Annotated in this window: 29 protein-coding genes; 5 read left to right on the top strand and 24 right to left on the bottom strand. The window is 37.7% G+C overall.

Translation table 11 applies throughout. The features are described 5' to 3' along the window. Positions 1–23: 23 nt before the first annotated feature. The 6 genes from IGK91_RS01995 to IGK91_RS01970 are packed head-to-tail and all read right to left on the bottom strand — an operon-like array spanning position 24 to position 4,641. The gene (locus IGK91_RS01995; protein WP_240187606.1) at positions 24–401 is read right to left on the bottom strand and encodes a sugar isomerase domain-containing protein; all 378 of its coding nucleotides are present in this window, start codon (positions 399–401) and stop codon (positions 24–26) included. Further along, complete coding sequence (locus IGK91_RS01990) at positions 353–727, bottom strand: SIS domain-containing protein (protein ID WP_228012198.1); 375 nt, start codon at positions 725–727, stop codon at positions 353–355. The genes IGK91_RS01995 and IGK91_RS01990 overlap by 49 nt, the downstream gene beginning before the upstream one ends. A gap of 44 nt (positions 728–771) precedes the next feature. Further along, positions 772–1,566, bottom strand: a complete 795-nt coding sequence (locus IGK91_RS01985; RefSeq protein WP_010720070.1) for a PTS system mannose/fructose/sorbose family transporter subunit IID — start codon at positions 1,564–1,566, stop codon at positions 772–774. Next, complete coding sequence (locus tag IGK91_RS01980; protein ID WP_010720071.1) at positions 1,550–2,359, bottom strand: PTS mannose/fructose/sorbose/N-acetylgalactosamine transporter subunit IIC; 810 nt, start codon at positions 2,357–2,359, stop codon at positions 1,550–1,552. Before IGK91_RS01980 ends, IGK91_RS01985 begins: the two co-directional genes overlap by 17 nt. A 9-nt stretch (positions 2,360–2,368) precedes the next feature. Continuing rightward, complete coding sequence (locus IGK91_RS01975; protein WP_010720072.1) at positions 2,369–3,328, bottom strand: PTS mannose/fructose/sorbose transporter subunit IIAB; 960 nt, start codon at positions 3,326–3,328, stop codon at positions 2,369–2,371. Beyond that, entirely contained in the window at positions 3,325–4,641 is a 1,317-nt protein-coding gene (locus IGK91_RS01970) for an alpha-L-fucosidase (protein ID WP_010738450.1), read from the bottom strand. Before IGK91_RS01970 ends, IGK91_RS01975 begins: the two co-directional genes overlap by 4 nt. Before the next feature lie 188 nt (positions 4,642–4,829). Between IGK91_RS01970 and IGK91_RS01965 the strand changes: the two genes are divergently transcribed. The 4 genes from IGK91_RS01965 to IGK91_RS01950 are packed head-to-tail and all read left to right on the top strand — an operon-like array spanning position 4,830 to position 9,528. Next, positions 4,830–6,287 (top strand): rhamnulokinase, encoded by a 1,458-nt coding sequence (locus IGK91_RS01965; RefSeq protein ID WP_080292457.1) that lies wholly within the window; start codon positions 4,830–4,832, stop codon positions 6,285–6,287. Continuing rightward, positions 6,274–8,055 carry an L-fucose isomerase gene (locus IGK91_RS01960; RefSeq protein WP_081115340.1) on the top strand — a complete coding sequence of 594 codons (1,782 nt, stop codon included), beginning with the start codon at positions 6,274–6,276 and terminating at the stop codon, positions 8,053–8,055. Before IGK91_RS01965 ends, IGK91_RS01960 begins: the two co-directional genes overlap by 14 nt. A gap of 21 nt (positions 8,056–8,076) precedes the next feature. Then, positions 8,077–8,715 (top strand): L-fuculose-phosphate aldolase, encoded by a 639-nt coding sequence (locus IGK91_RS01955; protein WP_010738454.1) that lies wholly within the window; start codon positions 8,077–8,079, stop codon positions 8,713–8,715. Between the two features lie 54 nt (positions 8,716–8,769). Next, positions 8,770–9,528, top strand: a complete 759-nt coding sequence (locus tag IGK91_RS01950) for a DeoR/GlpR family DNA-binding transcription regulator (RefSeq protein WP_010720077.1) — start codon at positions 8,770–8,772, stop codon at positions 9,526–9,528. Between the two features lie 196 nt (positions 9,529–9,724). Here IGK91_RS01950 and alsE read toward each other — a convergent pair whose 3' ends face one another. The 10 genes from alsE to IGK91_RS01900 all read right to left on the bottom strand — a co-directional run bounded on the left by alsE (position 9,725) and on the right by IGK91_RS01900 (position 18,131). Continuing rightward, the gene (gene alsE / locus IGK91_RS01945) at positions 9,725–10,441 is read right to left on the bottom strand and encodes a D-allulose 6-phosphate 3-epimerase (RefSeq protein ID WP_010720078.1); all 717 of its coding nucleotides are present in this window, start codon (positions 10,439–10,441) and stop codon (positions 9,725–9,727) included. Between the two features lie 70 nt (positions 10,442–10,511). After that, on the bottom strand, positions 10,512–11,609 hold the full coding sequence (locus tag IGK91_RS01940) for a PTS fructose transporter subunit IIC (protein ID WP_010720079.1): 1,098 nt from the start codon (positions 11,607–11,609) through the stop codon (positions 10,512–10,514). An 18-nt stretch (positions 11,610–11,627) separates the two neighbouring features. Continuing rightward, positions 11,628–11,951, bottom strand: a complete 324-nt coding sequence (locus IGK91_RS01935) for a PTS fructose transporter subunit IIB (RefSeq protein WP_010720080.1) — start codon at positions 11,949–11,951, stop codon at positions 11,628–11,630. A gap of 21 nt (positions 11,952–11,972) precedes the next feature. Further along, positions 11,973–12,425: a PTS sugar transporter subunit IIA gene (locus IGK91_RS01930; protein WP_010720081.1), complete on the bottom strand. Its 453-nt coding sequence runs from the start codon at positions 12,423–12,425 to the stop codon at positions 11,973–11,975. Positions 12,426–12,444: 19 nt separating this feature from the next. Further along, entirely contained in the window at positions 12,445–12,756 is a 312-nt protein-coding gene (locus IGK91_RS01925; protein WP_081122936.1) for a PTS fructose transporter subunit IIB, read from the bottom strand. After that, positions 12,753–13,193: a PTS sugar transporter subunit IIA gene (locus IGK91_RS01920; protein ID WP_010738455.1), complete on the bottom strand. Its 441-nt coding sequence runs from the start codon at positions 13,191–13,193 to the stop codon at positions 12,753–12,755. The genes IGK91_RS01925 and IGK91_RS01920 overlap by 4 nt, the downstream gene beginning before the upstream one ends. Next, positions 13,183–14,667 (bottom strand): BglG family transcription antiterminator, encoded by a 1,485-nt coding sequence (locus tag IGK91_RS01915; protein ID WP_010720084.1) that lies wholly within the window; start codon positions 14,665–14,667, stop codon positions 13,183–13,185. Before IGK91_RS01915 ends, IGK91_RS01920 begins: the two co-directional genes overlap by 11 nt. Positions 14,668–15,112: 445 nt before the next feature. Next, the gene (locus IGK91_RS01910) at positions 15,113–16,252 is read right to left on the bottom strand and encodes an AI-2E family transporter (protein WP_010738456.1); all 1,140 of its coding nucleotides are present in this window, start codon (positions 16,250–16,252) and stop codon (positions 15,113–15,115) included. Positions 16,253–16,570: 318 nt separating this feature from the next. Continuing rightward, positions 16,571–17,284: an MgtC/SapB family protein gene (locus IGK91_RS01905; protein WP_010738457.1), complete on the bottom strand. Its 714-nt coding sequence runs from the start codon at positions 17,282–17,284 to the stop codon at positions 16,571–16,573. Between the two features lie 145 nt (positions 17,285–17,429). Beyond that, a complete protein-coding gene (locus IGK91_RS01900; RefSeq protein WP_010720087.1) occupies positions 17,430–18,131 on the bottom strand; it encodes a glucosamine-6-phosphate deaminase in 702 nt (233 codons plus the stop codon). A 429-nt stretch (positions 18,132–18,560) separates the two neighbouring features. Between IGK91_RS01900 and IGK91_RS01895 the strand changes: the two genes are divergently transcribed. Beyond that, entirely contained in the window at positions 18,561–20,090 is a 1,530-nt protein-coding gene (locus IGK91_RS01895) for an ABC-F family ATP-binding cassette domain-containing protein (protein ID WP_081130431.1), read from the top strand. Between the two features lie 341 nt (positions 20,091–20,431). Here IGK91_RS01895 and IGK91_RS01890 read toward each other — a convergent pair whose 3' ends face one another. From IGK91_RS01890 to rplJ, 8 genes are all read right to left on the bottom strand, one after another. Continuing rightward, on the bottom strand, positions 20,432–20,734 hold the full coding sequence (locus tag IGK91_RS01890; protein WP_071859326.1) for a type II toxin-antitoxin system PemK/MazF family toxin: 303 nt from the start codon (positions 20,732–20,734) through the stop codon (positions 20,432–20,434). 24 nt (positions 20,735–20,758) lie between these two features. After that, a complete protein-coding gene (locus IGK91_RS01885; RefSeq protein ID WP_010738460.1) occupies positions 20,759–20,992 on the bottom strand; it encodes an AbrB/MazE/SpoVT family DNA-binding domain-containing protein in 234 nt (77 codons plus the stop codon). Positions 20,993–21,392: 400 nt separating this feature from the next. Further along, positions 21,393–22,580: an MFS transporter gene (locus IGK91_RS01880; RefSeq protein WP_010738461.1), complete on the bottom strand. Its 1,188-nt coding sequence runs from the start codon at positions 22,578–22,580 to the stop codon at positions 21,393–21,395. A 176-nt stretch (positions 22,581–22,756) separates the two neighbouring features. Next, entirely contained in the window at positions 22,757–23,434 is a 678-nt protein-coding gene (locus IGK91_RS01875) for a TVP38/TMEM64 family protein (protein ID WP_010720092.1), read from the bottom strand. A gap of 391 nt (positions 23,435–23,825) precedes the next feature. Further along, positions 23,826–24,200 (bottom strand): hypothetical protein, encoded by a 375-nt coding sequence (locus tag IGK91_RS01870; RefSeq protein WP_010738462.1) that lies wholly within the window; start codon positions 24,198–24,200, stop codon positions 23,826–23,828. A 388-nt stretch (positions 24,201–24,588) separates the two neighbouring features. Next, positions 24,589–24,804: a hypothetical protein gene (locus IGK91_RS01865; RefSeq protein WP_010738464.1), complete on the bottom strand. Its 216-nt coding sequence runs from the start codon at positions 24,802–24,804 to the stop codon at positions 24,589–24,591. 145 nt (positions 24,805–24,949) lie between these two features. Then, positions 24,950–25,318, bottom strand: a complete 369-nt coding sequence (gene rplL / locus IGK91_RS01860; protein ID WP_010720148.1) for a 50S ribosomal protein L7/L12 — start codon at positions 25,316–25,318, stop codon at positions 24,950–24,952. Between the two features lie 52 nt (positions 25,319–25,370). Further along, a complete protein-coding gene (gene rplJ / locus IGK91_RS01855; RefSeq protein WP_010720149.1) occupies positions 25,371–25,874 on the bottom strand; it encodes a 50S ribosomal protein L10 in 504 nt (167 codons plus the stop codon). Between the last annotated feature and the right edge of the window lie 43 nt (positions 25,875–25,917).

Genomic DNA, 25,917 nt, shown 5'->3' with positions numbered 1-25,917 from the left:
AATCATTTGATATGTTCATGAAACTAAATATGGAAAATTCTCTCTGCATACTGGTCTTCGATTTTTAGGTTTCGTTCGTGTCCCCCATCGATATTCGCACTTAAATAAACTGGCGGTTCAAAACCTTGAGCAACCATTCGCTCAATGGCTTCTAACATCGTTTGTTGGAGTAACAATGTAGCCGCATATGTCGAAGTCCCGCAGACTTTGGTCTCTAATCCATCAACAGGTAATACCGCATCACCATAAACAGAGTGGTTATCTAAAACAACATCCGCAAATTCATACAATAACTTTCCACTTTCATTTCGTGAAGTGGATGCTTTAGAGGCAGCCAATGCCGTGACCACGATCAATTTATTTCCACGCTTTTTGATTTCCTCAGCCATTTCAATTGCCATGGGTTTTTCCCAGAATTAGAAATCAGGAAAAAGACATCATTGGGATGGATGGATACTTTGTGCATGAGCGTTCGTCCGACACCAGCATGTTGTTCGTACATGCCCCCCGCAGGATCTAAAATCAGTTTTGACGGTATCAATCCACCTGCACGCCCACTGATTTCTAGCGCTGCTGCATGGGAATGTCCGCTACCAAAAGCCTGCGTAATCCCACCGTTCATAATTCCATCGGCTACGATTTGGGCTGCTTTCGTTATATTTTCTGTTTCATACTTCTCTAATGTTTCAGTTAATTTTTTACATTCTTCAAAAAATGCGAGTGTCATAAGGCTCTCTCCTTTTTATGATTATTCCTCATTTAGTTAGAAAATCACATGATTCCGAATACTCTTAATAAGATCGATAACACCATGATCGCTAAAATCGCTCTTGTTGAATTAAAGTATTTTTTGCCTAACAACCAATAAATGACACCCACTAAAAGGGCTGGAATCATCATCGGCATGATCTGATCTAGTGTTTCTTGAAGGTTAAGTTCGACATCTCCCGTTTTAAAGGTCCAAGTAATTTGGGCATTGATCACCGATGGAATCATGGCACCAATCACCGTGACCCCTAATAAAGTAGCAGCATTGGTCAACGCATTCAAATGTCCGGACATACTAGTCACTAATTTCACGCCTTGAGTATAACCTATTCTTACAGAGAAAAATCGAAAGACTAAAATCGCCAGATTTACTAATACCCAAACAGCAACTCCGATCGCGTTTCCTTGTAGAGCTAAATAGGAAGCCACTGAACCAAAAACAGTTGGGAACAATACTCCAAAAATCGTATCCCCGACACCAGCAAATGAACCCATTAATCCAGTTTTCAAACTAGACACCGTATCTTTTGATTGTTTGCCTTCCGCTTCTTCAGTAGCGATATCGATTCCCAAAATAAAACCGCCCATATGTGGTGTTGTATTAAAAAATTGACTTTGCATGTTCATCATGGCAATCTTGGTTTCTTCATCGTCGCCGTAGAGTTTTTCGATGATCGGTAACATGGAGTACAAATAGCCCCCACCCATCATTCGCTCATAGTTCCAAGACAATTGGCTACCATACAACCAATTGATACTTACTTTATCTAGGTCTTTTTGATTAATCTTCGTACTCATCAGCACTTAATCCTCCTTTTCCATTTGCATCAGCTTGAGCCACTTGTGTCAGATTGTTTTGCTTTCCAATCAAATTCTTAAATTGTAAAATGGCTAAAGCCAATCCTAATAAAGCCACGCCAAACATAGGCATCTTTAAGTAAGCAACTGCCAAAAACCCAATCATCAAGTACGTAATGAAATTTTTAACTGGTAAAAATCTTAATAAAATGGCGATACCGACTGCTGGTAACATGCCTCCTGCAACTGCCAACCCGCCAGTCAACCATTCTGGAATTACATCTGAAACAATTTGAATCACTCGGTCACCAAAACTAAAGACGATAAAAATAGGAACGCCTCGTGATAATCCCCAACTCATTGCTCCCAACAAGTGATAAATTCTTATTTTTTTAGTATCAGCTAAACGAATATTTTTATCGATTCTCTTTTGAAAGAACACATTGCAAAAACGAGCAAAAATATCTAACTGGATCATCAACAATGCTACTGGTACAGCTAATCCGATACCAAATTCCACACCTCTTCCACTCGTAATCGCAAAAACAGTTCCCACGATCGAAGCGGTCATATAATCTGGGACACTTGCTCCTCCATAAGCTTGAATACCCAATCCCATTAATTGCAATGTCGCACCTACTGCCAATCCAGTGGTCAGATCCCCCATTACTAAACCTGTAATGGTACCTACGATCAGTGCTTGGTTAGCAATCACATTGATCCCTAGATTTTCGATGATGACATAAAATCCTAACAGTGATAATACGATGATTTGCCAAATTTCTATATTCATTCGTTCCCCCTACTTTCCGTAAAATTGTGAAAATCGTTTTTCTTCTTCCATTGGTACCATTTGTGCCGTCACAACTATTCCTGCTTTTTCCAACTCTAAAATCTTCGCAATTTCTGCTTCGGTTAAAAAGACGGATTTTTTGATTTGAAGGGTTCCTTCTCTCGAACTGGCATTGCCTAAATTAAATGATTCAATTGGTACACCCGCATCGATCAAATCAAAGATCGTTTGAATCTTTTTGGTAAGCAACATGATTTTTTGATCTTGATAAATCCCTTCTTTTAACCGTTTCGCAGCGGTAACCGTTTTCAATATACTCAATTTGATACCACCTGGAACAGCAGCTTTTAAAGAGGCCTTAGCAATTGGATCATTGACCACTCCATCATCAACGATCATAACTCTTGTCGTTCCCATTTTCCCTAACCAAAGTGTCGCTACTTGACCATGGATCAACCGTTCATCCAATCGGACATGGCTGATCCCCAATTCACTCATTTTGTTGGAAACGGAAGCCACAACTGATGGCTCAGTCTCTGCTGTGTTCGATGGTAAATCCGCTGCGGTGCTTCCAAGGGACGTTTTAATCCCTTGAACACCGACGGTCGAAATGGTCTGAACGATTTCATTCAGCGAAGCCTTAGGATTAAAGCGTTCGCTATAAGCTTGAAGCAGCATCGGAATATTCAAACCAGAAACAATTTCGATTTTTCTGCTTCCTTCTTCTTTCAGCTGGTTCAGCTGATTAAAAGGTGTCCCACTCCATAGATCAACTAAACACAACAGTTCATCATCAACGGAATACTTCGCTAACACCTGTTCCACTTGGTGGCGAAACTCTTCTGGACTATTTTCAGGCATCAATACACACACATCTACCTGTTCTTGTTCTCCAAAGATCATGTCTCCCGTTTGCTTTACGCCTAAAGCGAACTCGCCATGGCTTGCAAGAATAATGCCGATACTCATTTTTCTTCCTCCTTTAGTGTTAATTCAATCACTGGGATCAATTCATTTGGTTCTTTAATCGGAATGTTTAGCATCAACATGCTCGGGTCAAGCGCCTCCTTCACATGAACTTCAGTAATCTCTTTGTATAAATTAGTTGTCGCTTTTCTTTCTCCTCCTAAATGCTTCGTATCGACAAAACGAATCTCGGAACCATCATTGAGTAGTTTTGCAAACTTCACTTTCCCACCTAATTCTGGTAATAAAATCGTTCGATAAGGCCAACTAAAAATGTGAAGATATAATTTATTTCCTTTTTGAGTGTATCGACAATCTTGAGGTGGTGTAAAACTAGATAACCCCGCACCGTAAATCGCTTTTCCATATTTTCGTAGCCATTGACCAACAGAACTTAAAATGCTATCGCTGTTGTCATCCCACTCTCCTCGTGCGTTTGGTCCAATATTCATCGTGAAATTCCCACCTTTGGAGACAGTATCCACTAGTTGTTTCGCTACCATTTCACTCGTTTTGAAATTAAGGTTATCCCGATCGTAACCCCAACTATTATTTAAGGTTTGAACGGTTTCCCATACCTCTTCTTCGTTGTCCATTGCCTTACTTCTAGCAAATTGTTCTGGGGTAAGTACACCACGATGTAAGTCTAACCGGTCATTAATCAAAATATTGGGTTGAATCTCATGGATCATTTTTTCTAATTCAACACTACCCCAATCTTGCGCCCCTTTACCGACCGAAGTCCCCCAATCTCTGCTTTTATAAGAAAAATCAAACCATAGATAGTCAATCGTACCGTAACTTGTCAATAATTCTCTGACTTGATTCGCCATAAATTGGCGATAATTTTCCATGTTGCCAGGATGTTGTTCGATATAGGTTGGATTATTTCTCATTGGATGATAGCCATCTACTAAGAAATCTGGATGATGCCAGTCTAATAGAGAATAATAAAGACCGATCTTGATTCCAACTTGACGAAATGCTTCAATCAATTCTCCTAACAAATCTCTCTGATATGGTGTTTTTCCTATATGATATTCTGTTTCTTTCGTATGCCATAAACAAAAGCCATCATGATGTTTTGCTGTAATAATGACATACTTAAAACCTGCTTCTTTGGCTTTTTGAGCCCATTCATGTGGATCTAATAAATCAGGATCGAATTGATCCAGATATTTTTGGTAATCTGCTACACTGATTTCTTCTAAAGTCTGGACCCATTCATGTCTTCCTGCCACTGAATACAATCCGAAATGAATAAATAAACCATATCGACTCTCAGAAAACCATTTTCGTTCACTATTTACACTCATTTTTTTCCTCCGTTAACATTTCTATTTGATTTAACCAAAGTATAACGAGCAATTTAAAACGTTTCCATACTTGAATAATTTGTTGACATTTATTCAAAAAATGATTCACGCGAAAATATGTAAGCGTTCTATTGTATGATTATAACCGAAGCAGATTTGCTATCCACTTAGAAAAGGAGGAAAAATCTATGAGTACGATCTTAGCCTTTGATTTAGGTGCTACCAGTGCGCGAGGTATCGTTTTTTCCTTAATGAATGGTCAAATCAAGGAAGAAAAAGTTTATCGTTTCACTGATTACCAAGTGATTGACCCCAACAAAGATGAAATCCATTGGAATATTGAGAAAATCATGACGAATATCAAGGAAATCATTACTTTAGCAACTACAGAATATGTCATTGAAAGTATCGGCATCGATACATGGGGCTGTGATTTTGGTTTGATAGATAAAAAAGGACAGCTAGTGCTACCACCACTTTGCTATCAAACTATGCTGAAAGAACCTAATTTACATTATGGTGGGGATTTACCAACTCACTTTCACGAACGTACAGGGATTCCAAATGCATCGATCAATACCAGTTCCCAACTACTCTACTTGAAAGAACATTATCCTGAGCAGCTAAATAAAGCAAGTACTCTTTTGATGATGCCTGATCTGATCCATTTTTTATTAACAGGTACGATCTTAACAGAATCTTCGATCGCCTCAACGAGTCAATTATTCGATATCGATAAACATCAATGGGCATCCGACCTTATTGAACAATTAGGGATTTCCCCTTCCTTGTTCTCAACGATCGTTCTTCCATATACAAAAATCGGTTTGATAAATCTAGCCGAAAAACAACTTCCGATTCATTCGGTGATGTCCCATGATACTGCTAGTGCGATCTTTGCTTTACCAACCAACGATCACTCTTGTTTCTTTTTATCCTCTGGCACCTGGTCTGTTCTAGGAGAAAAATCAGAAAGAGGAATTTTGGTCAATCACCCATTAGATACGAACTATTCTTATGAACAAGCCGGTGATGGAAAAATATTAAAACTCAAAAACATGTTAGGAATGTGGTTCATTGAGGAAGCTTTAGCGTTCAGCAATCAAACCCAGTCAATCACGATCCAACAGATCCAAGACATGCTACTTACTGCTGAGCCGATTCATTTTTTCTTTGATAACGAACATCCTGAATTTTTGAGTAAAGGTCAATTTGTAAAAAAATTGCAGCAATACGGAAACCAACATCATTTTTCATCAATTGAAGAGCCACAACAATTGTTTTTAGCCATCTATCAAAATCTAGCATTTAAATACGCTGAAACGTTCGATAAATTAGCAGGTTCCGCTCCTTTCACTAAGCTATATTTATTTGGTGGTGGGAGTAAATCACACTTTTTGACTCAACTAACAGCCAATTTAACGCAAACGACGATAGAGGTCTGCTATTCTGAAAATTCAGCTTTAGGTAATGCGTTAGCCCAATTTTTAGCGATCAAAGCAATCAAAAATAGAGAGGAATTGGTGACACTCGTCACAGAAAATTATCAACCAATTTCTTTTTTCCCAGAAGTTTCGACACCCTTTGAACAAACGTACATCAACTATAAACAATTTATGAGGAGGAATATCAATGAATTATCCTAAAATCGGCATTAGACCTACGATCGATGGCAGACAAGGAGGCGTCCGTGAATCATTAGAACAACAAACGCTGGACATGGCGCGTCGAGCAAAAGAATTGATCGAATCATCCCTTTATTACATGGACGGCACTCCAGTACAGTGCGTTTTACCAGAACAAACGATTGGCGGTTACGCCGATGCCAGCTTTGTTGACGATGATTTTGCCCGTCAAGATGTGGTCGCTACCTTAACGGTGACACCTTGCTGGTGCTATGGCACAGAAACGATCGATTTACGACCAGATACCTTTAAGGCGATTTGGGGATTTAATGGTACAGAACGACCAGGAGCTGTTTACTTAGCTGCCGCTATGAGTGGCTATGCGCAAAAAGGAATCCCTGCCTATAAGATCTATGGTGAACAAGTCCAAGATAGTGACGACAAGTCGATTCCAGCTGACGTCCAAGAAAAAATCTTACTCTTTGCACGTGCGAGTGTGGCGGCTGGGGAAATGAAAAACAAATCTTATGTGAACATTGGTGCTTCTTCGATGGGAATTGCCGGTAGTCAAATCAATCAAACCTTTTTTGAAAAATATCTAGGAATGCAAGTTGAATATGTGGATATGACTGAAGTCTTACGTCGAATCGAACTAAATATCTTTGATCCGAAAGAATATGACACCATTAGAACTTGGATCAAACAATATTGTCAGGAAGGAATCGATATCAATGCAGGCAAGTCATTCCCTGAAGTCATTACAAAATCACGCTATATCGCTGAAGAAGATCAGTGGGACTTTATTGCCAAACAAACCCTAATCGTTCGTGATCTTTTATTTGGCAACCCTGAACTAGCAAAATTGGGTTGGCTGGAAGAAGCAAAAGGCAGAAATGCCATTGCTGGAGGGTTCCAAGGACAACGACAATGGACCGACTGGCTACCCAATGGTGATTTTATGGAATCTATTTTAACCAGTACTTTTGACTGGAACGGCCCTAAACAACCCGTCTCATTCGCTACTGAAAATGATACCTGTAACGCTGCTGCTATGTTATTTGGCTCTTTATTGACTAATAAAGCACCGATTTTTTCCGATGTCAGAACCTATTGGAGTGCGGAGTCAGTAGAAAGAATCACTGGGCACAAATTAACGGGTAAAGCACAACACGGCTTGATCCATCTACTGAATTCAGGTGCGAGTGCTTTAGATGGCAGTGGTGGAAGTATCGATCACGAAGGTAATCCAACGATGAAAGAATTTTGGAATATGACAAAAACCGATATCCAAGCCTGCTTAGAAAAAACAAAATGGTGTCGTGCTAATTATGAATACTTTAGAGGTGGTGGTTTCTCCAGTCAATACCATCTACAAGCAGAATTACCTTTAACGCTCATTCGTTTGAATATCGTTGAGGGTGTGGGACCAACTTTACAAGTAGCAGAGGGTTATTCCTGTGCATTACCTGATGAAGTCCATGACATCTTAAACGAACGAACCGATCAAACATGGCCAACACTCTGGTTTGCACCAAACTTAGGTGAAAAAGGCTTTGAAGATGTGTATACGATGATGAACCACTGGGGAAGCAACCATGGCGCTAGTGTCCACGGTCACGTAGGCGCAGAACTACTGACATTAGCCAGTATGCTTCGCATTCCCGTTTCACTTCACAACGTACCTAGTGAAAAAATCTTTAGACCCCACGCCTTTTCTGGTTTCGGAACAAAAGATTTAGAAGCAGCTGATTTCAATGCTTGCCAATCATTTGGCCCCTTTTATAAATAAGATGATGGAAGAAGGATTATGATGTATTCAATACAAAAACAAGAATTGATCGATTATGGAAATAAATTAATAGCAGATGGCTATACCTTAGGAACAGGCGGAAATTTAAGTACGTATATCCGACAAGATGAAGTGATGCTCATCACGCCTTCTGGAATCCCATTTGATAAAATCGAATTACCTGACATCGTGACTATGCGATTAGATGGAACGATCGTTCAAGGTCATCGTCGCCCTTCCAGTGAATGGCGAATGCACGGGATCATGTATGAAAAGCGGGAAGATCTAGACTATATCATCCATGGTCACACGATTTATTCCACTGCGCTAGCGGTCCTCAGACAACCATTGCCTGCATCACATTACATGATTGCTGTTGCCGGTAAGGATGTTCGTTGTGCAGACTATGCTTCATTTGGCACGGAAGAATTATCTCTAAATGCCTATGAAGCCATGAAAGATCGAAAAGCCGTTTTATTAGCAAATCATGGCGTTTTGACTGGTGGAAAGACAATGACTGAAGCCTTTGCCGTTTTAGAAGAATTAGAATATTGTTCAAAAGTCCATATCATAGCTTCAAGTGTTGGCAAACCAACCTTGATGTCCGAAGAAGAAATGGCAAATATGGCGATTCGTTTTAAAACATACGGACAAAAATAAGTTTCTTGTGGTACACTTTAGTCATGTTAGACCAGTGGTTAAGGAGGGATAGCCATGACTGAGTCACGAAAAGAACAAATCTTAACTTTGCTAAAAAAATATAAAAAATTAGATAACTCAGAACTGCAAAAACAGTTGTTTTGCTCTCCTTCGACTTTAAGGCGTGAATTAGTCGCACTTGAAAAAGATGGGATCATCCGTCGTTACCGTGGTGGTGTCGTTTTAGAAGTCGAACGAAATCACGTCATCTCAACAAATTATCGTGAAAATGTCATGGTTCAAGAAAAAGAAAAAATTGCGGAGATCGCTAGCACATTTATCGGACCAGGAATGAGTCTTTTTATTGACTCAAGTTCAACTGTGAAACAGCTGCTTCCCTATTTAGTTAAACTGTCAAATCTCGTTGTCATAACAAATGGCTTGAAAATCGCCTATGAGCTTTCCCAAGCTTGTACGGAAGATTCCAAAGTTTTTATGCTGGCGGGTGAAGTAATCAAGGATGCCGAGAGCGTTGTTGGGGACTATGGGAATTCTTTCTTAGACCTTTTTCAAATCGATTTATGTATTTTTAGTTCGACAGGAATTGATTTATCAGGGATCTATGAAGCTAATTTTGCTCAAGCCTTAGTGAAAAAGAAGGTAATGTCTAGAGGAGATAAAAGTTTGTTATTAGTCGACTATACAAAATTTGATAAAAAACATGCGTATAAATTTTCTGATTGGACCTCTTTTGAATACATCGTCACGGATCAACAACCAGCAGATGATTACTTACAACTTGCATTGAAACACGATACCGAATTTCTCTATTGATCGATCATTTTTGAGAGATCGTGACAGAGGTACCTAAACCTAAGTACGCAAAATAAACCAAAGAATCCAAAAAATAGATTTCCCTATTTTTGAAGTTCTTTGGTTTATTTTTTGTTTATATTCTCAGCATTCCTTACACGGGTATTGCAAGAAAAGCGTATTTATTCCCTAAAAGTAATTTTTGATTCTTGTATAGCTATAGACTGTACGCATTTATACTATTTGATTCGACTGTTTTTCCAGTCATCTCTTCAAAATCTTTTTTCATGATCTCCCAAGAAGTTTTGATATCCTCATCTAAGCCGAATAATCCGCTACGCCCAATAATATAAATATCTGGATTGGCTTGATCAATTCGCTTAAATGATTGACGGTTAGACGAACCATCCATTTCGATCAAATAATGATATCCTTTTTCTTGCCGTAATTGTCGTAATGCGGTGATTTTATCTAATGTACTTTCGATAAATCGTTGACCAGCAAATCCTGGATCAACTGTCATGATCGTTACTTTATCAACTAATTCGATATAAGGAAAAATCGTTTCAATTGGTGTTTCAGGGTTTAAGACTACTCCAGCTTTTAAGCCAGCATCATGGATTTGATCAATCAAACGAAAAGCTAAACCGTCAAGTAATTCAGCATGCATACAAATCCACTCACATTTTTGTTGGATTAGTTGATTTACCCAAAAACTTTGATCGCTGACCATTAAATGAGCAGACATAGGTAATTGACTGATTTTACGTACTTCATCGATGAACCATGGCGATAATGTAATGTTCGGAACGTAATGGCCGTCCATGATATCGATATGGTAAGAATCAACATGTTCATTCAAAAATTCGATTTGTTCTTTGAATTTATCTAAGTCCATCGTCATTAAGGATGGTGAAAAAGCTACTTTGCTCATTGAAAAAACTCCTTTATTCTATAATTTATCTACACTATAGCGACACCTTTTAACTAATTTGCTTTATCGCTTAAAAGATTTGAATGTCATCTAAACGAATGTCTTCCTCTTCTTTTTCTGGGACTGTTGTGACTTCCTCACCAACATCTTTCTTAATGATGGCTAAAACAACCGCTGTCACGATCACATTGACTAAAATGGCGATAACGCCTGCCCAAGGACGTGACATCGTTGGGATCATTAAAACGCCTCCAAAAGGAACCGTTGCATCTGCACCTAAGATCATAGTAGTCGCACCACCAGCAAAGCCCCCGATTGCAGTTGCTACAACCCCACGAACAATATCATTCATCACTAGCGGGATGACCCCTTCAACGATATTGATCACACCCATAGGAACTGCTGACTTTAAGGTTTCCACTTCAACCTTTGTATAAATGTTTTTGCGGAAAAGTTTAGCTATGAAATAAGCCAAGCCAAAACCGATTGGTGTAGCGGTATTCACAAGTTGTAAAGCTGTAATAGGACCGTTCACGCCTTCTGCTTGCATTGTTAACACAAAAGCAAAAACCGTCTTGTTGATTGGTCCACCATAGTCAACACCGCTTAGTAAACCGATCACTCCCCCAAAGATCAACAAGGAAGAGTTTCCTAATCCATCCAAGAAGTTCGTTAGCAAAGAAGTGAATGCTGCGACTGGAGCTCCAATCACATAGACCATCACTAATCCACCAATAAATGAAGCAACAAAAGGAATAATCAATGTTGGCATCAAGCCTTTTGCCCAATTTGGTACTTTGAAATATTTTAAAATTGCTAAAACAAGATAACCAGCTAGATAACCACCTAATATTCCACCAATAAACCCTGCACCGATCGCATTAGCTGTTAAACCAATAATAAAGCCAGGAGCAATACCAGGTTTTCCAGCAATGGAGTAAGAGATCCCCGTAGCAATCACGACTGGTAATAAGCCTAAACCAGCACCACCCATCGTTGCTAAGGCATCAAAAAATGAAAATTCGCCTTGCACCAAAGTTCCTTGGCTCGTTCCACCAAATGCCATCCCAATCGCAATCAGAAATCCCGCACCACACACAATGGGAATTAAATAAGAGATGGCAGTTAACAAATGCCCTTTCAGATTCAGCTTCTTTATCTTTTCCATCAGTCTTCCTCCTTATTTTTATGAAATACTTTGCTGTACTAACACTTCTTGCGCTTTTTCAATCAATTTATTGGGTGATTTCACCGCAATCTCAGTTGGTACTTGGATGATTCTTTTCCCTTCAAAGCGTTCTCGACCACTGATTTTCACGTCAACTGCTAAGATTACCAAATCTGCTTCCTTGATTTGTTCGGGCGTTAATTCATTTTCGATCCCGATGGTTCCTTGAGTTTCTACGTGCATCTCATGTCCTGCTTTTTTTGCCGCATTTTCTAGTTTCTCTTGGGCAATATAGGTGTGGGCAATCCCCACGGTACAAGCTGCTACTCCAACGATTTTCATCTTTTTATCCTCCTTTGATTTTTAGCTGAATGCTGCGACCACTTCATCTGCATCTTTTGCTTGGATCAATTGCTCGATTACTTCATCATTCCCTAGTTTCCTAGCAAATAGCGAAAGTAACTTCAAGTGTTCTTGTGCCCCTTCATTATCATCCCCCACTGCAAATAAAATAATTCCTTTGACTCCCTTACCATCTAATGATTCCCAAGGGATCTCATTTTCTGTAACACCGATTGCCACACCAATTCTATCTACATAAGGACTTTTCCCATGAGGAATGGCAATATAATTGCCGATCCCAGTTTGTCCTTCTTCTTCTCGCGCATAGATATCTGCCATGAAGCCATCTACATCTGTAATATAATGATTTTGCAATAACACCGTTGCCAATTCTTTGAGTACTTCATCTTTCGTTTCCCCCACTAAATTGGTCTTAATATTATTTGGATCAATGATTTTTGCTACTTCTACCATCAAATTTCACTCCTATTCTTTACTGTTTTACGACTTCCATGGCTTTCTCAATCAACTTATTTGGTGATTTGATCGCAATTTCAGTCGGTACTTGGATGATCCGCTTTCCTTCAAACCGTTCTCGACCACTGATTTTTACATCCACTGCTAAGATCACCAAATCTGCTTCTTTGATTTGTGCAGGCGTTAGTTCATTCTCGATCCCGATGGTTCCTTGGGTTTCTACGTGTATCTCATGCCTTGCTTTTTTAGCTGCATTTTCTAATTTTTCTTGAGCAATGTAGGTGTGGGCAATCCCCACGGTACAAGCTGCTACTCCAATGATTTTCATTTGTCATTTCTCCTTTCGTTTCCATCGATTGTTTCCAGTCTTTTTCCTTCTTTTAAAGTTTTGATTACTTGTTCATCTGCTAGTAGGCGCATGAAGTTTGCTATTTGACGCTTGGTTTCGATTTTTTCTTGCGGTGCCAGAAATACCGCAAGAATCAACTCGACTTGTTGGATTGCTGGGTTCCAGTTCGCAATTCTTTGTTCTAATGGCAAAATAATGACTTTTGTTGCTTTGACTAATTGATTTTCAATATGAGGTAGAAGTACCCCTTCATCAATTTGAATATCTCCAGTTTCCTCGCGTTCCAACAACGCTTGTACGATTTGTTCTTTTTTTATTCCCATTTCTGAATCGACTTGCTGTGCTAGCCATTCATAGACTTCATTTCGTGAATGGAATACTGTGGGAGGAACATATTCGAGCCAATCATCTTTCATTGTATATTTCCTCAATCTTTCGTTGGATTCTTAACTGATCATCTGCTGTTAACATGCCGCTAACAAGTAATGTACGTGCAGGCAGCGGATCTTTGATTCCAATGGTGGTTAAAATCAATTCAATTCCGGGATTTTTTTCTAATGCTGATTGGTAATTCTTGGTGGCAATCACATCAACGACCGCCAGTTCAGGAAACTTCTTATTGATTTTTGCTCTTAATAATTCTGAAGTACCGATCCCTGTAGTACACATGATCAGTGTTTGAATCGGTAGTTGCTGTGTTTCCAACATCCGTGCAAAATATAATGTGATAAAACCGATTTCATCTTGATTGATCAAAGGCAGCTGATACTTTTTGCTAACATCTTTAGAAACAACTGATACATTTTTATAAATCTCTTCATAGGTCAATTGAATTTGTTCTAACAATCCGTTTTTGACATGGATATGATTTTTTAACCGATTGAGCATTGGTTTGATGTGATTTGCTAGATCAACAAAAATCGCTTCATTCGCCACCTTCAGATTGATTTTATCGCCCACCTCTTTCAGGTAATAAGAGGTAATTTCTGATACTTTATCTGGAAAAACCTGTTTCTTTTGCGTTGTTTTTTCCATCCGTGAGGATACCAGATATTGATACAAATAATAGACTTCGTTCATCGGTAAGCGAGTAACGAGATAACGTTCCACGTTTTGGATCACGATCATCGCCATCTCATAAATTGGACTTTCGTGGTCTAACGATTGAAGTTGCTCGGTAGATAACTCGATTTCTTTGATTTGGTAATTCGTCTTTCTGGAACGGCTGATCATGATGTACAGATGTGAAAAAATATTGACGTTATAAGGATAAGGGATTCCACCGCCTAATGTTTTTTCAATCAATTTCAATTGTTCTGATACAAACAACACATCGTAACGATTAAAATTCAACTCTTTTGTTCGATTGATTTCATCAATATCAAGAATATTCATCCGCCAGATGACTTCGGCGATCCCTCGCCGAATATTTGTTTCTGATCCTTGGATCGCAAGCGTGCGATTTTTACGGATCAGTTCAAGATCAAACTTTTTTATTTTCTTAGCTATCTGCTTTTCATCATTGGCAATAGCAGAATCACCAACATAATAATCTCTGAACAGCTCAGTGATTTTAAGTGCTTTAGGTGAAACCATCAGTAATTCTTCCATTACTCGATCTTGACGTTCAGCAGGCGATAGCTCTACAGAGGGTTTATTCAGTTCATTGGTTTGTTCGATAAACTTCCCATAATCTAATTTGTACCCCCGACCTTTTTCGGCTAGGATCAAGTGACCGTTAGGAAATTCAAGATTGATTTTCTTTATCAAACGGTAAATTGTTTTGGTCGAAGTTTCTAATAGAATGGCTAGTTCTTCTGAAGTCATATAATCTTTTTGTTTTGATAACAAAAGGATCAACTTATTTTCTCGATTCATCTGACTAGTCATGTTTCATCCCCCCTGTGTATCTTTATCATAAGACACATTATTTATTTTGTTTCACTGGACTTTGTCCATTGCAACAGACAATTTTGTATGCGTTTTCTTTAACTTCGTTATCCGTTACTTACTTTTTACGAAAGCGTAAGAAAGATTTTGTTTATTATAGTCTTTTTTAACTTATTATGGGAAAAAATTACTCATTTTCAAACAATCCCAGGATCCCATAAGAATTTTAACAAAAAAAGAGGAGGTTGAGACAAAAGTGTTTAGCATCAAGAAATAAGAAGGAATTTCCGAAGATGCTGCTTTTGTCTCACCGTTTATTCGTTTTAGAGATACTAAAAGAGCCTGAGACAAGTTTTGTCCCAGGCTCTCTCTAATAAATAATAAATGGTGTACAAAATTACTTAGTGACTACTGTTGTGCTACCTTCTACTTCTTTATAGTACCTTTAATTTTCACGTCCATTCGTTTTTATCTCTTGGATCGTTGGTTCCACACCAGAATCAAACTTTCGCAATAAGTAAATTTTTCTGATATTCAAGACTAATGTTTTAATGACAGCATACACCGGAATACAAATCAACATTCCTAGAATCCCTGCGACACTGCCAGCACCGATCAACACTAAGATAATCGTTAATGGATGCATATTCATGTTTTTTCCAAATAACAACGGTTTGATTACATTTCCATCTAATTGTTGGATAACAAGGATCGAAAGCGCCATGTATAATGCTTGGAATGGCGAAACAAATAGACCAACGATCACTGCCGGGACAGCGCCAATAAACGGTCCCACATATGGAATAATATTGGTGATACCACAAAATACAGCTAACAATAAACTATATGGTTGTTTAAAGATGGTCATAGCAATAAAACTCATGATACCAATGATAACCGCATCAACGATCGTACTACTGATATATGCCGATAACGTCTCATTTAGTTCTTTGACCGTTTGACGTACTTCACCTCGAATCCCTTGTGGAAAGAATTTTGCTAAAGCATCGATAAATTTGTGTCCGTCTTTAAACATGAATAATAGAATAAAAGGCACGGTAAACAGTAAAACAAAAAACTGCATCATAAATGAAAAAACTTTAGAGACACTGCTGGATAAGCTTACCAATACAATATTGAACAAATTACTCAACGAAAGATTAGCCGAAGCTAATTGTTCTTCAATATTGAAATTTTTGATTTCCTCACGCTGTGCCAATTCATTGAGCCATTTACTTGTCTCTTCCGCATACATCGGCAAACTTTTAGTCAACTGGATCGTCTGTTCTGCCAATTGAGGAATCACATTCATTATCGCTAAAACCGCTAGTACGACTAGAACAACTAGCGTTAATATGTATCCATAAACCCTTGGGATTTTTCGTTTTTCCAAAAAAACAACGACCGGATCAAACATATAATAGAAAAATCCAGCAACCAGCAATGGCAATAAAATCGCTGATAACATTTTTAACACTGGACTAAAGACATTTGGCATCTGTAAAATAAAATATACCCCAATGATCGTTAGTACCAACTCGACAGTCCAAAATAATAATTTTGAATTTTTAAACTTTGCTTGCATACATCTCCTCCAACACTTGATACTTTCATTTTATCATTTTATTAGAATTAAAGCGCTCTTTTCTGATAAACAGCTACAAAAATATTCTTTCTTTTTCTAATTACTAGTAGCTAATTTTCAAATTTAAAAAACTTCTAAGCTTAATGACTGAAATCATTATCTAAACAAATGCAAATAAATCAAAAAAAGACACCAAAAACGCTCATTGGCTAAAATAGGAAATACTCTCTTAGCGAATGAGCGTTTTTTCTTTTGTAACCGACTCTTCATAAAACCAATGTGTGAAAAGCCTTATATTACCAACTGAAAGGAATTGTTTCATTGTGCCACACTAACTAAATGAAGCTTCATGATATTTTTATGGACAGATAACTCTTCAATGACATCTGCATAAGTCATGTCCTTTGGTAAGTCAATTGTATAAATATTTTTATATACCCGATAATCATCCACAAAATCCACATCAAAATTCACGTCTTCAATGAAGATTCCCCGTTGCTCAAAATACTCTGTCAAAAAATCTTTGGTTTCTTTCCGATGGATATATTGGATTTCTAATTTTTTAGTCGTTGGTACATGGATGATTTGTTTCACCACTGTTAATGCAATGACGATGCCAATAAAACTAATGATCGCAATCCAATAAAATCCCATACCAATGGCGATTCCTAGTCCAGCAATTGCCCACAGGGAAGCAGCTGTGGTTAGCCCGGTGACTGATTGTTTCGTGACAATGATCGTGCCAGCTCCTAAAAACCCAACGCCACTAACGACTTGTGCAATCAAACGTGCTTCATCTGAGCGAATCGTACCAACTAGTTCTGGGTATTCTAACGCATCACGTAACGCTTTACTTGCAATTTCCACTTGGATCAACGCAATGATACAAGCACCCATACATACTAAAATATGCGTCCGCATCCCTGCTGGACGATTTTTATATTGCCGTTCAAATCCAATCGCCCCGCCAAAGATCAATGCAATCCCTAGTCGTAAGATGATTTCTGGGACCGATAAGATCATCTCATCCATATAAATCCCCTCCAAACCAATATAGCATGTTTCGCAACTTCAAACAAAGCAAATCACCCCATTGCTTTGTGCGACAGATTAAAAATCTTATTCGATCAAAAAAGGGAGCTGAAAACGAGCAGCCCCCCAAAATTTTTATTTATTCTTATAGTTTGCTTCCTGCTGCATCATCAATAATCACGATCACGTTGTCGTGTTCTTGTAAAGCACTTGCTGGCAAATCTGTGGTCATTGGTCCTTGAATCATTCCTTTGATTGCATCTGCTTTGTTTTCACCATAAGCAAGTAAGACAATCTCTTTTCCTTTTAAGATCGAACCAATCCCCATTGAGACAGCTTTTGTTGGAACATCTTCTGCCTTTTCAAAGAATCGTTTATTCGCATTGATCGTTGATTCTGTTAAGTCCACTACTGAAGTTGTGCCATCAAATGGTGCACCAGGTTCATTGAATCCGATATGTCCATTTTGACCAATTCCTAGAATTTGGATATCGATTGGATGTTGTTCAAGGATTTCATCGTATTCTTGACAAGCCGCTTCAAGATCAGCAGCTTTTCCATCTGGTACATATGATTCTTTAAATGGTTTTTTATCAAACAATTGGCTATTCATAAAATGACGGTAACTTTGATCATCTGAACCGCCTAGTCCAACGTACTCGTCTAAGTTTACAGAAGTCATGTCACTGAAATCCAGATCGCTTGAAGTCATTTCTTTGTATAAAGTAATTGGCGTACTACCTGTTGCAAGACCTAATACTTTTGCCCCATTTTCCATGCCTTTTTTAATAATTTCAAAAGCTTTTTTTCCGCCCTCTTCAGCATTTTTCACTCGAATGATTTCCATAACGACTACTCCTTTGTTTTTGGTATAGCCCAATTATAGCACGACTCGTCTTTTTTTACAATATTAGTATAGACCAAAACCGACGATTTTCGTTTTCTTGACAATCTTGTCCCTTGCATGTTAGGTTGCATAAGATAACCTATCGCATGTCCTTTAAACTGATACTTTTAGTATACGTTTTTTATAATTAAAACATTAAAGACCAAGAAATTTAGAAAACAATCGCTACTTCTCATTAACTGAGAAACGATTTTCTAAAAGACGAGCAACTTATTTAAAAATTTTAACTGACATGTTCTCCTAGATTCGTTCGATCATGTCGAATGATCCCATAGTATGTTGAACAACTTCAGATCAGCTTTTTTATTTGTTTTGCTTTCTTCTATTAGTCTTCTTAACATGCATAACATTATTAGAAAGGAACAGAACATGAGTCTTTTAACATTAACAAATATCACGCAACAATTTGGAGATAAAATCTTATATGAAAATGTACAACTCCAAGTCAATGCTGGAGAACATCTAGGATTGATCGGACAAAATGGAGCTGGCAAAAGTACGTTGATCAAGATCATCACAGGAGAAATTCTACCAGATGATGGACAAGTCCATTGGCAAAAAAATATCCATAGAGGCTATTTAGATCAATATGTAGCGGTGGATGAAACATTGACCATCGTAGAATTTTTAAAAACAGCCTACTCTGATGAATTTAAAAAAGAAGCATTGATTACCCAACTTTATCAAGAATACAGCGAAACAATGGAAGAGGAGTTACTCGAAAAAGCGGGAAAACTTCAAACAGAATTAGACCAAGGAGTATTCTATCAAATTGATACCTTAGTCGCTGAGATGAGTAGTGGTCTAGGCATTGATGTTTTAGGATTGTCCACTCCTCTAAAAAAACTGAGTGGTGGTCAACGTTCCAAAGTGATTTTGGCAAAATTACTCTTAGAAAATCCCGATGTTCTGATCTTAGATGAACCAACCAATCACTTAGATGACCAACATATCCAATGGCTTACTCAATTTTTACAATCATTCGAGGGCGCTTATATCGTGATTTCTCATGACCAGGAATTTTTAGATAAAATCACAACCCATATCGCTGACATAGAATTTGGTAAAATCACCAAATATACGGGTCATTTAAAACAAGCATTACGACAAAAAGAACAAAACCGTGAAAGTTATCTACGCCAATTTCATGCCCAACAAAAGCACATCGAAAAAACCGAAGCTTATATCCGAAAATATAAAGCTGGTTCTCGCTCTACCATGGCAAAAAGTCGCCAAAAACAATTAGATAAAATTGAGCGATTGACTCCGCCTGCCTCAACAGCTAAGCCAATCTTTGATTTTCCTTATTCTCCGATCGTAACGACATTGGCTGTTGAAACGACCGATTTAGTTATTGGGTATGACCGACCTGTGCTTTCGCCGATCAACCTAACCATCCGCTTTGGTGAAAAAGTGGCGATTCGTGGATTTAACGGTATTGGTAAATCCACACTTTTGAAAACCTTGATTGGCGAAATCGAACAACTAGCCGGCGAATATCACTTTCCCGACAACACAGCGATCAATTATTTTTCACAAGATCTCATTTGGGAAAAACCTTTAGAAACACCCTTACAATATCTAGGCGCACAGTTTCCTAAAGCAACCGTTAAAGAATTAAGAAGACAACTAGCCAAATCTGGTTTAGTCAATCAACTAGCTAGTGAACCACTTTCTACTCTTAGCGGTGGTGAACAAACCAAAGTAAAATTGGCACAACTCACGATGAACCAAGGAAACTTATTAATTCTTGATGAACCAACGAATCATATCGATCATGAAACAAAAGATAGCTTACAAACCGGTATCAAGCATTTTCCTGGGACGGTAATCATCGTCTCTCATGAACAAGAATTTTACCAGGATTTAGTCGATCGAGTCATTGAAATCGAGGGATAAAATTGACTAAATTCTCTAAAAATAGATTATGTACAGCCTTTAACACCAGCCTGTCTCCTCTACACAAGAACCCTTGTGTGGATGGGGGCTATTGCTGTTTAGATCATCGTTTTTTACAATCTTCTCTCTTTTCTTAATTGTCTAGGTAAACATCGCCCCAATTTAGAATCATTAAAAAAACGGTAGACTCATTAAGTGTCTATTGTATCTTCATTCGCCAAAGTTCGAAGATGGTTACTTTTTTCTACATGGTCAATTATTAGCAAAACCAACGTCGTAAAAGCGGTTAGTAATCTAACTTTTTCTAAAATGGAAATTACTACTTTACCCGTTATCTCCTACTAAATAAACATCCTTATCACTTCCACCACTTCAATCCACGTCAACAAATCACATTGTTCAATTTTTTCAATATTTCTTGTGGTATAATCAACCGATCTTAATTGGTGTATAGCTACTTCACCCACTATTTTCTGCGGGTCTTTTATTTCAATATATGTTGCAAAGTTCCTCTTTGTAGAAGTGATAGGACAAACTAAGCAAAAACCTGTACGCTCATTAAACTCGTCTCTACTAACTACTAACGCAGGTCTACGCTTTCTTATCTCTTTACCTTTAGAAGGGTCAAAGTCGATCCAAATAATATCCTTTTGTTTTGGATATTTCCTCTAGTATTCCTCGCCTTCAAGTTTCATGCTATCCCATTCGGATTCTTCGGCTGTAATCGATTCTCTAAAACCTTCCCAAGCCTTTTCGTTTTTAAAAATATCTTCTTTCTTAGGTTTCAATATATACGCTTCTCCTACTTTCAAAATAGTAAATATTTCTCCCACTTTTGGAGATATATCCTTCGGGAAAATTGTTCCCACAGAATTACCTATTTTTCTTGCTACTGTTTCCATATCTTTCATCTCCAATCCTTTTGCTAAATTAAGTTAAACTCAGTTTAACGAAATTATCAAAACATATCTTTTAAGTGAATAGATTTTTATGGAAACAACTCATTTTCATATGAAAATGTTATACAAATTAAATATAAATATTTCTAAGTAGTCTACTGAATATTTTTTTGGATCTTTCATAATATAACTGGTACTAAACAAAGTGATTTTATACTATTGAACGTATCCATATTATTTTTTCGTTGGAAGTTGCACGAAATTTTCTAATAACTGCGGTTGATCACGAAATCAGTTATAGAAACTCCCAAATAAAATAGGATAGAAGTATATTAAAAAAGTAAGCGAAAGAATCGAAAAACGACTTTCGAATCCTTCAGCTTACTTTTCAAGTTGGACACTTCTATCGCAACCGCTTTTGAAAAATGATGTATTGACAAATATAGGCACATAATTGAAAGGCTAAACCAGTAAGTGTCACACCGAGCCAACCAAATTGTTGCCACATCGTTGTGCCTAGTAATGAACCAGTAGCACCACCAATAAAATACATAAACATAAATACTGTATTATTCCGATTACTTGCTGCTTCGCCTAGTCCTTGTACTCGTGTCTGATTTGCCACTTGACCAAATTGATTCCCGACATCTAACAGAATAATTGCCACTAACAAAACGACTAAATGACTCCCTGCAACTAATAAAGCAACAAAACTGAGCGTTTGCATCGCAAGTCCCATTCCGACAATCTTTCTCTCGGAATAAGAATCAGACAACCGACCAACAATCGGTGCAGCTACTGCTCCTGATAGTCCAAAAATCGCCAAAATTCCTGCTTCAAATGTTCCCCAATGGTACACCGGACTACTGATATAAAAAATCAATGTTGACCAAAAAATCGAAAAAGTTCCAAACATAAAAAAGCCACTAATAGACGCTTCTCTCAATAAGCGTTGTGTTTTCACTAAATAAGGTAAACTTTTTAAGGAATCAAGATACGATACAGATGAAGTTGTTTTTATTTGCGTTCTTGGCATTTTCCAATACAATAATCCGGTCAAGATAGCCACTAACACTAAAGCAAAAAGATAAATCATCCGCCAAGAAAAGAGGCTTGCTACAATGCCCGAAACCGTCCGTGAAAGTAAGATACCCACTAATAAACCGCTTAACAAGGTCCCCATCACTTTCCCTCTAGCCTTGGGTCCTGCCAATACTGCTCCATAGGGAATAATGATTTGAGGCACGATCGATAATAAGCCGATCAAAAAAGAAGCACACGCAAATAATGTAAATGACGGTGCAAAAAAGGCCGCTAATAATGAAATCGCAGAGAGTGCAGCCATTCGGATAATCAGCTTCGGACGATCGACTACATCCCCTAATGGCACCAAAAACAACAAACCTAACGCATAACCAAGTTGAGTCAACATCGTCAAAATACCAATCGCACTTGTGCTAACCGATAAACTGGTTGCCACTTTCGTACCGATCGGTTGGATATAATACATATTCGCTACTACCACACCACAAGTAATTGATAAGAGCAAAATCAGTGAAGATGTTAACGTCGTTTTTTCATTTTTATCCATTTATCTCCCTCATTTCCTTTATTAGTTTACAACTTCTTAGAAAAATTGGGAATAGGAAAGTTCAGTGTTTTACTACTTTATGAAACATAAGTTATCGTGAAATTAAAATAAAAATGAATCTTAAAAGTATAGAACGAAATCAAAGGGATATTTCTTTTAATCATTGATAATATCAATTATTTTACATGTCGTTTTCTACGATCCTTGTAAATAATTACCACTAGAAGTGTCAAAATAAGGACACTAGCTACTAACAACAAAGCCGTCTTACTATAGCCATGAAATAACGCTTCGCCTCCACAAGCATAAAGAATCGAGGAAGGAATCACGCCAATCACGATTGATAAAATGATGTCACGAATTTGTAGATTTAACGTCATCGCTGCAAAGTTGATAACGGAAGAAGGGATCACAGGAACCATGTACCCCACCATTACGCCAATTTTGGGATGTTTCATATTGCGGATCGCTGTTACCCAGCGATTGGATTTTTTTGAATGATCAAACAGCTTTAAATGTTGCATTAAAAAAATCGATAACATATTCCCAAAAGCATTACCAGAGACATTGATTAAAGTTCCTAGCAACGGACCATAGCTTAAACCTACCAATACACCGATGACAGAAGTAGGGATACCTGGAACAGCACACATCACGCTGATCAGTAATATCAAAAAGAGCGCTGTCCGAAAGCCATGTGATCGAATCTGATCCAGTAATGCTTGTCGACTGGTCTTGGGATCCAAAAACATTTGGATATCCGTCTGATACTCCAAATATAAACGATAACCAATAAATAGAATCAAAAGGAGTCCAATAATGATTAAGAAAACACGTAGTTTTTTTGTTTTCATTTTTCCACCTGCCTAAAATAATCCATCTTCTATTAGAGTATCACAAAAATAACTATGAGTCTTTTTTATTCATTTTACGCTTTTTATCACATTGGTAATTATTCAGAAGTATGAGAAAAAGAGTCTGAGGAATCACTTTAAAAACGGGTAAACGGTATTCAAAGAGCTGACCTTAGGCGATAAGTCAAAAAATCTCAAAACATGGGCAGCTGTTTCAAAAAATTCTTTCTTATTGTCATTGGAGCTACCCGATACTCTCACAACCTCATTTCCACGGTATTCCAAATTCTATCAGAAAATAAGCCGTAGAACACCAAAAATAGGGGATGCTATTTTTGGATTCTCCGGCTTATTTCTCAGAGCTAGACACTTCTGTCACAGCCTCTTCTGTTCATTTATTTTCCTTTTTTATGTGTTCAAAAAAGTCTTTTTTTATCGTTAATCTGGCAAAAAAAATAACCAAAAGGATTCCTAAGATAATTAGATAGGGTATAAATGTAAGTGTTATTTCTTCTAATCCAAAATGATCGAATATTTTTTTTAATAAATAATCACTCAAAAAAACGAGAAAAAGCACACGAAACGTTCCCCAACCTTTATCATTTGGCAGCATCTCAACCATACCGACAACAACAATAGGTACTCTAAAATAAATTTCATTGAGAGTAAATGAGTGATGCCCTTTCAAAATGAATTCTACACTTCCTATTAAAATAAACAATACAAGAAATACACCTATTATATATCTGGAATCGAACTTTTTCATCATTACACCTTACTTACATTGTTTTATATTCTGTTCCAATAAAAACAGTCTGCGAATCATTCCACATTTCCCGAACGTATAATCCAAACCAACCGTTCCCATTTGTATGTAATGCTGCTCTCCAGTTCTTAATCTATCATGATATCTGGCGGGCTATGAGTTGGCAATATGCTTAAAAATAAACGATAATGGTCTTTCTCGGCTTCAATTACAATGATAACATACGCAAAAAGAACGAAATAATAGCTATTTAAGACTTCGAGTCCGTTAAAACAACCTCTCATCCCTACCTCACTATCATCCCACTCCTAAAACGAGCTTTTTCTTTCAGAAAATCTTTAATGTTGGAATAAAAAATAACACCTAATCATTAGCTGATTAAGTACTATTACCAAATATCTAAGTACAAAATATCTAATGCGTGTCTACCGTCTTCTGAAAGATTATAGTTCTCATCAAAGGATTGAAGGATATGAAAATCTTCAATTTTATCGTAAATCTGCACAACTTCATCATCCGTATAATTACGATCTTGAATAATGACGTTCAATTTAGTTTTCAAAAACTGGATAACTGCAGGGCTTAGCATTTTATAAAGTTCCATCTTTTACTCCTTATTTCTTTTTTAGAGACATTGGATAGACTGTCATCCTTCAAATATTATCAATCACATAAATTATAGAGCCATAATAAAAAAGCATTGAAACCCTATCGTATCAAGGGTCTCAATGCCAACTAATTTCGAAAAATTATTTAACAGTTACAGATGCGCCAACTTCTTCAAGTTTAGCTTTTAATTCTTCAGCTTCTTCTTTAGATACGCCTTCTTTAACTGGTGCAGGAGCTCCGTCAACTACAGCTTTAGCTTCTTTCAAGCCTAAGCCAGTTGCTTCACGAACTGCTTTGATAACTTTAACTTTTTGGTCTCCAGCTGCAGTTAATTCTACAGTGAATTCTGTTTGTTCTTCAGCAGCAGCAGCGCCACCAGCAGCAACTGCAGCTACAGGAGCAGCAGCAGATACGCCAAATTCTTCTTCAATAGCTTTAACTAAGTCGTTAAGTTCTAGGATAGTTGCTTCTTTTAACTCAGCAACAATGTTTTCAATGTTCATTGCCATTATAATTTCCTCCGTTTTAGATGTTCGTATTTTTATTTATGCTATGCGGCTATTAAGCTGCATCTCCATCTTCTTTGTCTGCCACTGCTTTGACAGCGTAAGCCACGTTGCGGACTGGCGCTTGTAGTACAGATAGCAACATAGATAGAAGTCCTTCGCGGTTTGGCAATTTTGCCAATGCTGTGATTTCTTCCAATGAAGATACTTTACCTTCGATGATACCGCCTTTGATTTCTAATGCTTTTGCTTCTTTAGCAAATTCGTCCATGATTTTCGCTGGTGCTACAACGTCTTCGTTACTAAATGCAACGGCTGTAGGTCCAGTGAATACTTCGTCTAAGCCTTCTAATCCAGCTTTTTTAGCGGCACGTGAAAGGATTGAGTTTTTGATAACTTTCATTTCTACGTTTGCATCACGAAGTTGTTTACGTAAACGAGTCACTTCATCAACAGTTAAACCACGGTAGTCAACTACGACTACAGAAGCTGCTGCTGTAAATTTTTCGCTCACTTCATCAACGATTGCTGCTTTTTTTGCGATAATTGCTTCACTCATTTTTGAGTTTCACCTCCTGAATTTTGATGGAAGAGTTTTTACA

Source organism: Enterococcus sp. DIV1208, assembly GCF_050530455.1.
Lineage (GTDB): Bacteria > Bacillota > Bacilli > Lactobacillales > Enterococcaceae > Enterococcus_B > Enterococcus_B hirae.
Note: the sequence above shows the minus strand (reverse complement) of the source record. Positions and strands in the feature narration are given on the sequence as shown.

Bases quoted from the DNA above. Each gene is read 5' to 3' on its own strand.
- IGK91_RS01905 (WP_010738457.1), bottom strand. From the start codon at position 17,284: ATGGATGAGATGATCTTATCGGTCCCAGAAATCATCTTACGACTAGGG.
- IGK91_RS01900 (WP_010720087.1), bottom strand. From the start codon at position 18,131: ATGGAAATCATTCGAGTGAAAAATGCTGAAGAGGGCGGAAAAAAAGCT.
- IGK91_RS01960 (WP_081115340.1), top strand. From the start codon at position 6,274: ATGAATTATCCTAAAATCGGCATTAGACCTACGATCGATGGCAGACAA.
- IGK91_RS01870 (WP_010738462.1), bottom strand. From the start codon at position 24,200: ATGAAAAAGTTCGATTCCAGATATATAATAGGTGTATTTCTTGTATTG.
- IGK91_RS01930 (WP_010720081.1), bottom strand. From the start codon at position 12,425: ATGGTAGAAGTAGCAAAAATCATTGATCCAAATAATATTAAGACCAAT.
- IGK91_RS01915 (WP_010720084.1), bottom strand. From the start codon at position 14,667: ATGACTAGTCAGATGAATCGAGAAAATAAGTTGATCCTTTTGTTATCA.
- IGK91_RS01875 (WP_010720092.1), bottom strand. From the start codon at position 23,434: ATGAAAACAAAAAAACTACGTGTTTTCTTAATCATTATTGGACTCCTT.
- IGK91_RS01865 (WP_010738464.1), bottom strand. From the start codon at position 24,804: ATGGAACTTTATAAAATGCTAAGCCCTGCAGTTATCCAGTTTTTGAAA.
- IGK91_RS01935 (WP_010720080.1), bottom strand. From the start codon at position 11,951: ATGAAAATCGTTGGAGTAGCAGCTTGTACCGTGGGGATTGCCCACACC.
- IGK91_RS01980 (WP_010720071.1), bottom strand. From the start codon at position 2,359: ATGAATATAGAAATTTGGCAAATCATCGTATTATCACTGTTAGGATTT.
- IGK91_RS01885 (WP_010738460.1), bottom strand. From the start codon at position 20,992: ATGGAAACAGTAGCAAGAAAAATAGGTAATTCTGTGGGAACAATTTTC.
- IGK91_RS01880 (WP_010738461.1), bottom strand. From the start codon at position 22,580: ATGGATAAAAATGAAAAAACGACGTTAACATCTTCACTGATTTTGCTC.
- IGK91_RS01895 (WP_081130431.1), top strand. From the start codon at position 18,561: ATGAGTCTTTTAACATTAACAAATATCACGCAACAATTTGGAGATAAA.
- IGK91_RS01975 (WP_010720072.1), bottom strand. From the start codon at position 3,328: ATGAGTATCGGCATTATTCTTGCAAGCCATGGCGAGTTCGCTTTAGGC.
- IGK91_RS01965 (WP_080292457.1), top strand. From the start codon at position 4,830: ATGAGTACGATCTTAGCCTTTGATTTAGGTGCTACCAGTGCGCGAGGT.
- IGK91_RS01990 (WP_228012198.1), bottom strand. From the start codon at position 727: ATGACACTCGCATTTTTTGAAGAATGTAAAAAATTAACTGAAACATTA.
- IGK91_RS01910 (WP_010738456.1), bottom strand. From the start codon at position 16,252: ATGCAAGCAAAGTTTAAAAATTCAAAATTATTATTTTGGACTGTCGAG.
- IGK91_RS01970 (WP_010738450.1), bottom strand. From the start codon at position 4,641: ATGAGTGTAAATAGTGAACGAAAATGGTTTTCTGAGAGTCGATATGGT.
- IGK91_RS01985 (WP_010720070.1), bottom strand. From the start codon at position 1,566: ATGAGTACGAAGATTAATCAAAAAGACCTAGATAAAGTAAGTATCAAT.
- IGK91_RS01995 (WP_240187606.1), bottom strand. From the start codon at position 401: ATGGCAATTGAAATGGCTGAGGAAATCAAAAAGCGTGGAAATAAATTG.
- IGK91_RS01955 (WP_010738454.1), top strand. From the start codon at position 8,077: ATGTATTCAATACAAAAACAAGAATTGATCGATTATGGAAATAAATTA.
- rplL (WP_010720148.1), bottom strand. From the start codon at position 25,318: ATGGCAATGAACATTGAAAACATTGTTGCTGAGTTAAAAGAAGCAACT.
- IGK91_RS01950 (WP_010720077.1), top strand. From the start codon at position 8,770: ATGACTGAGTCACGAAAAGAACAAATCTTAACTTTGCTAAAAAAATAT.
- alsE (WP_010720078.1), bottom strand. From the start codon at position 10,441: ATGAGCAAAGTAGCTTTTTCACCATCCTTAATGACGATGGACTTAGAT.
- IGK91_RS01925 (WP_081122936.1), bottom strand. From the start codon at position 12,756: ATGAAAATCATTGGAGTAGCAGCTTGTACCGTGGGGATTGCCCACACC.
- rplJ (WP_010720149.1), bottom strand. From the start codon at position 25,874: ATGAGTGAAGCAATTATCGCAAAAAAAGCAGCAATCGTTGATGAAGTG.
- IGK91_RS01920 (WP_010738455.1), bottom strand. From the start codon at position 13,193: ATGAAAGATGATTGGCTCGAATATGTTCCTCCCACAGTATTCCATTCA.
- IGK91_RS01940 (WP_010720079.1), bottom strand. From the start codon at position 11,609: ATGGAAAAGATAAAGAAGCTGAATCTGAAAGGGCATTTGTTAACTGCC.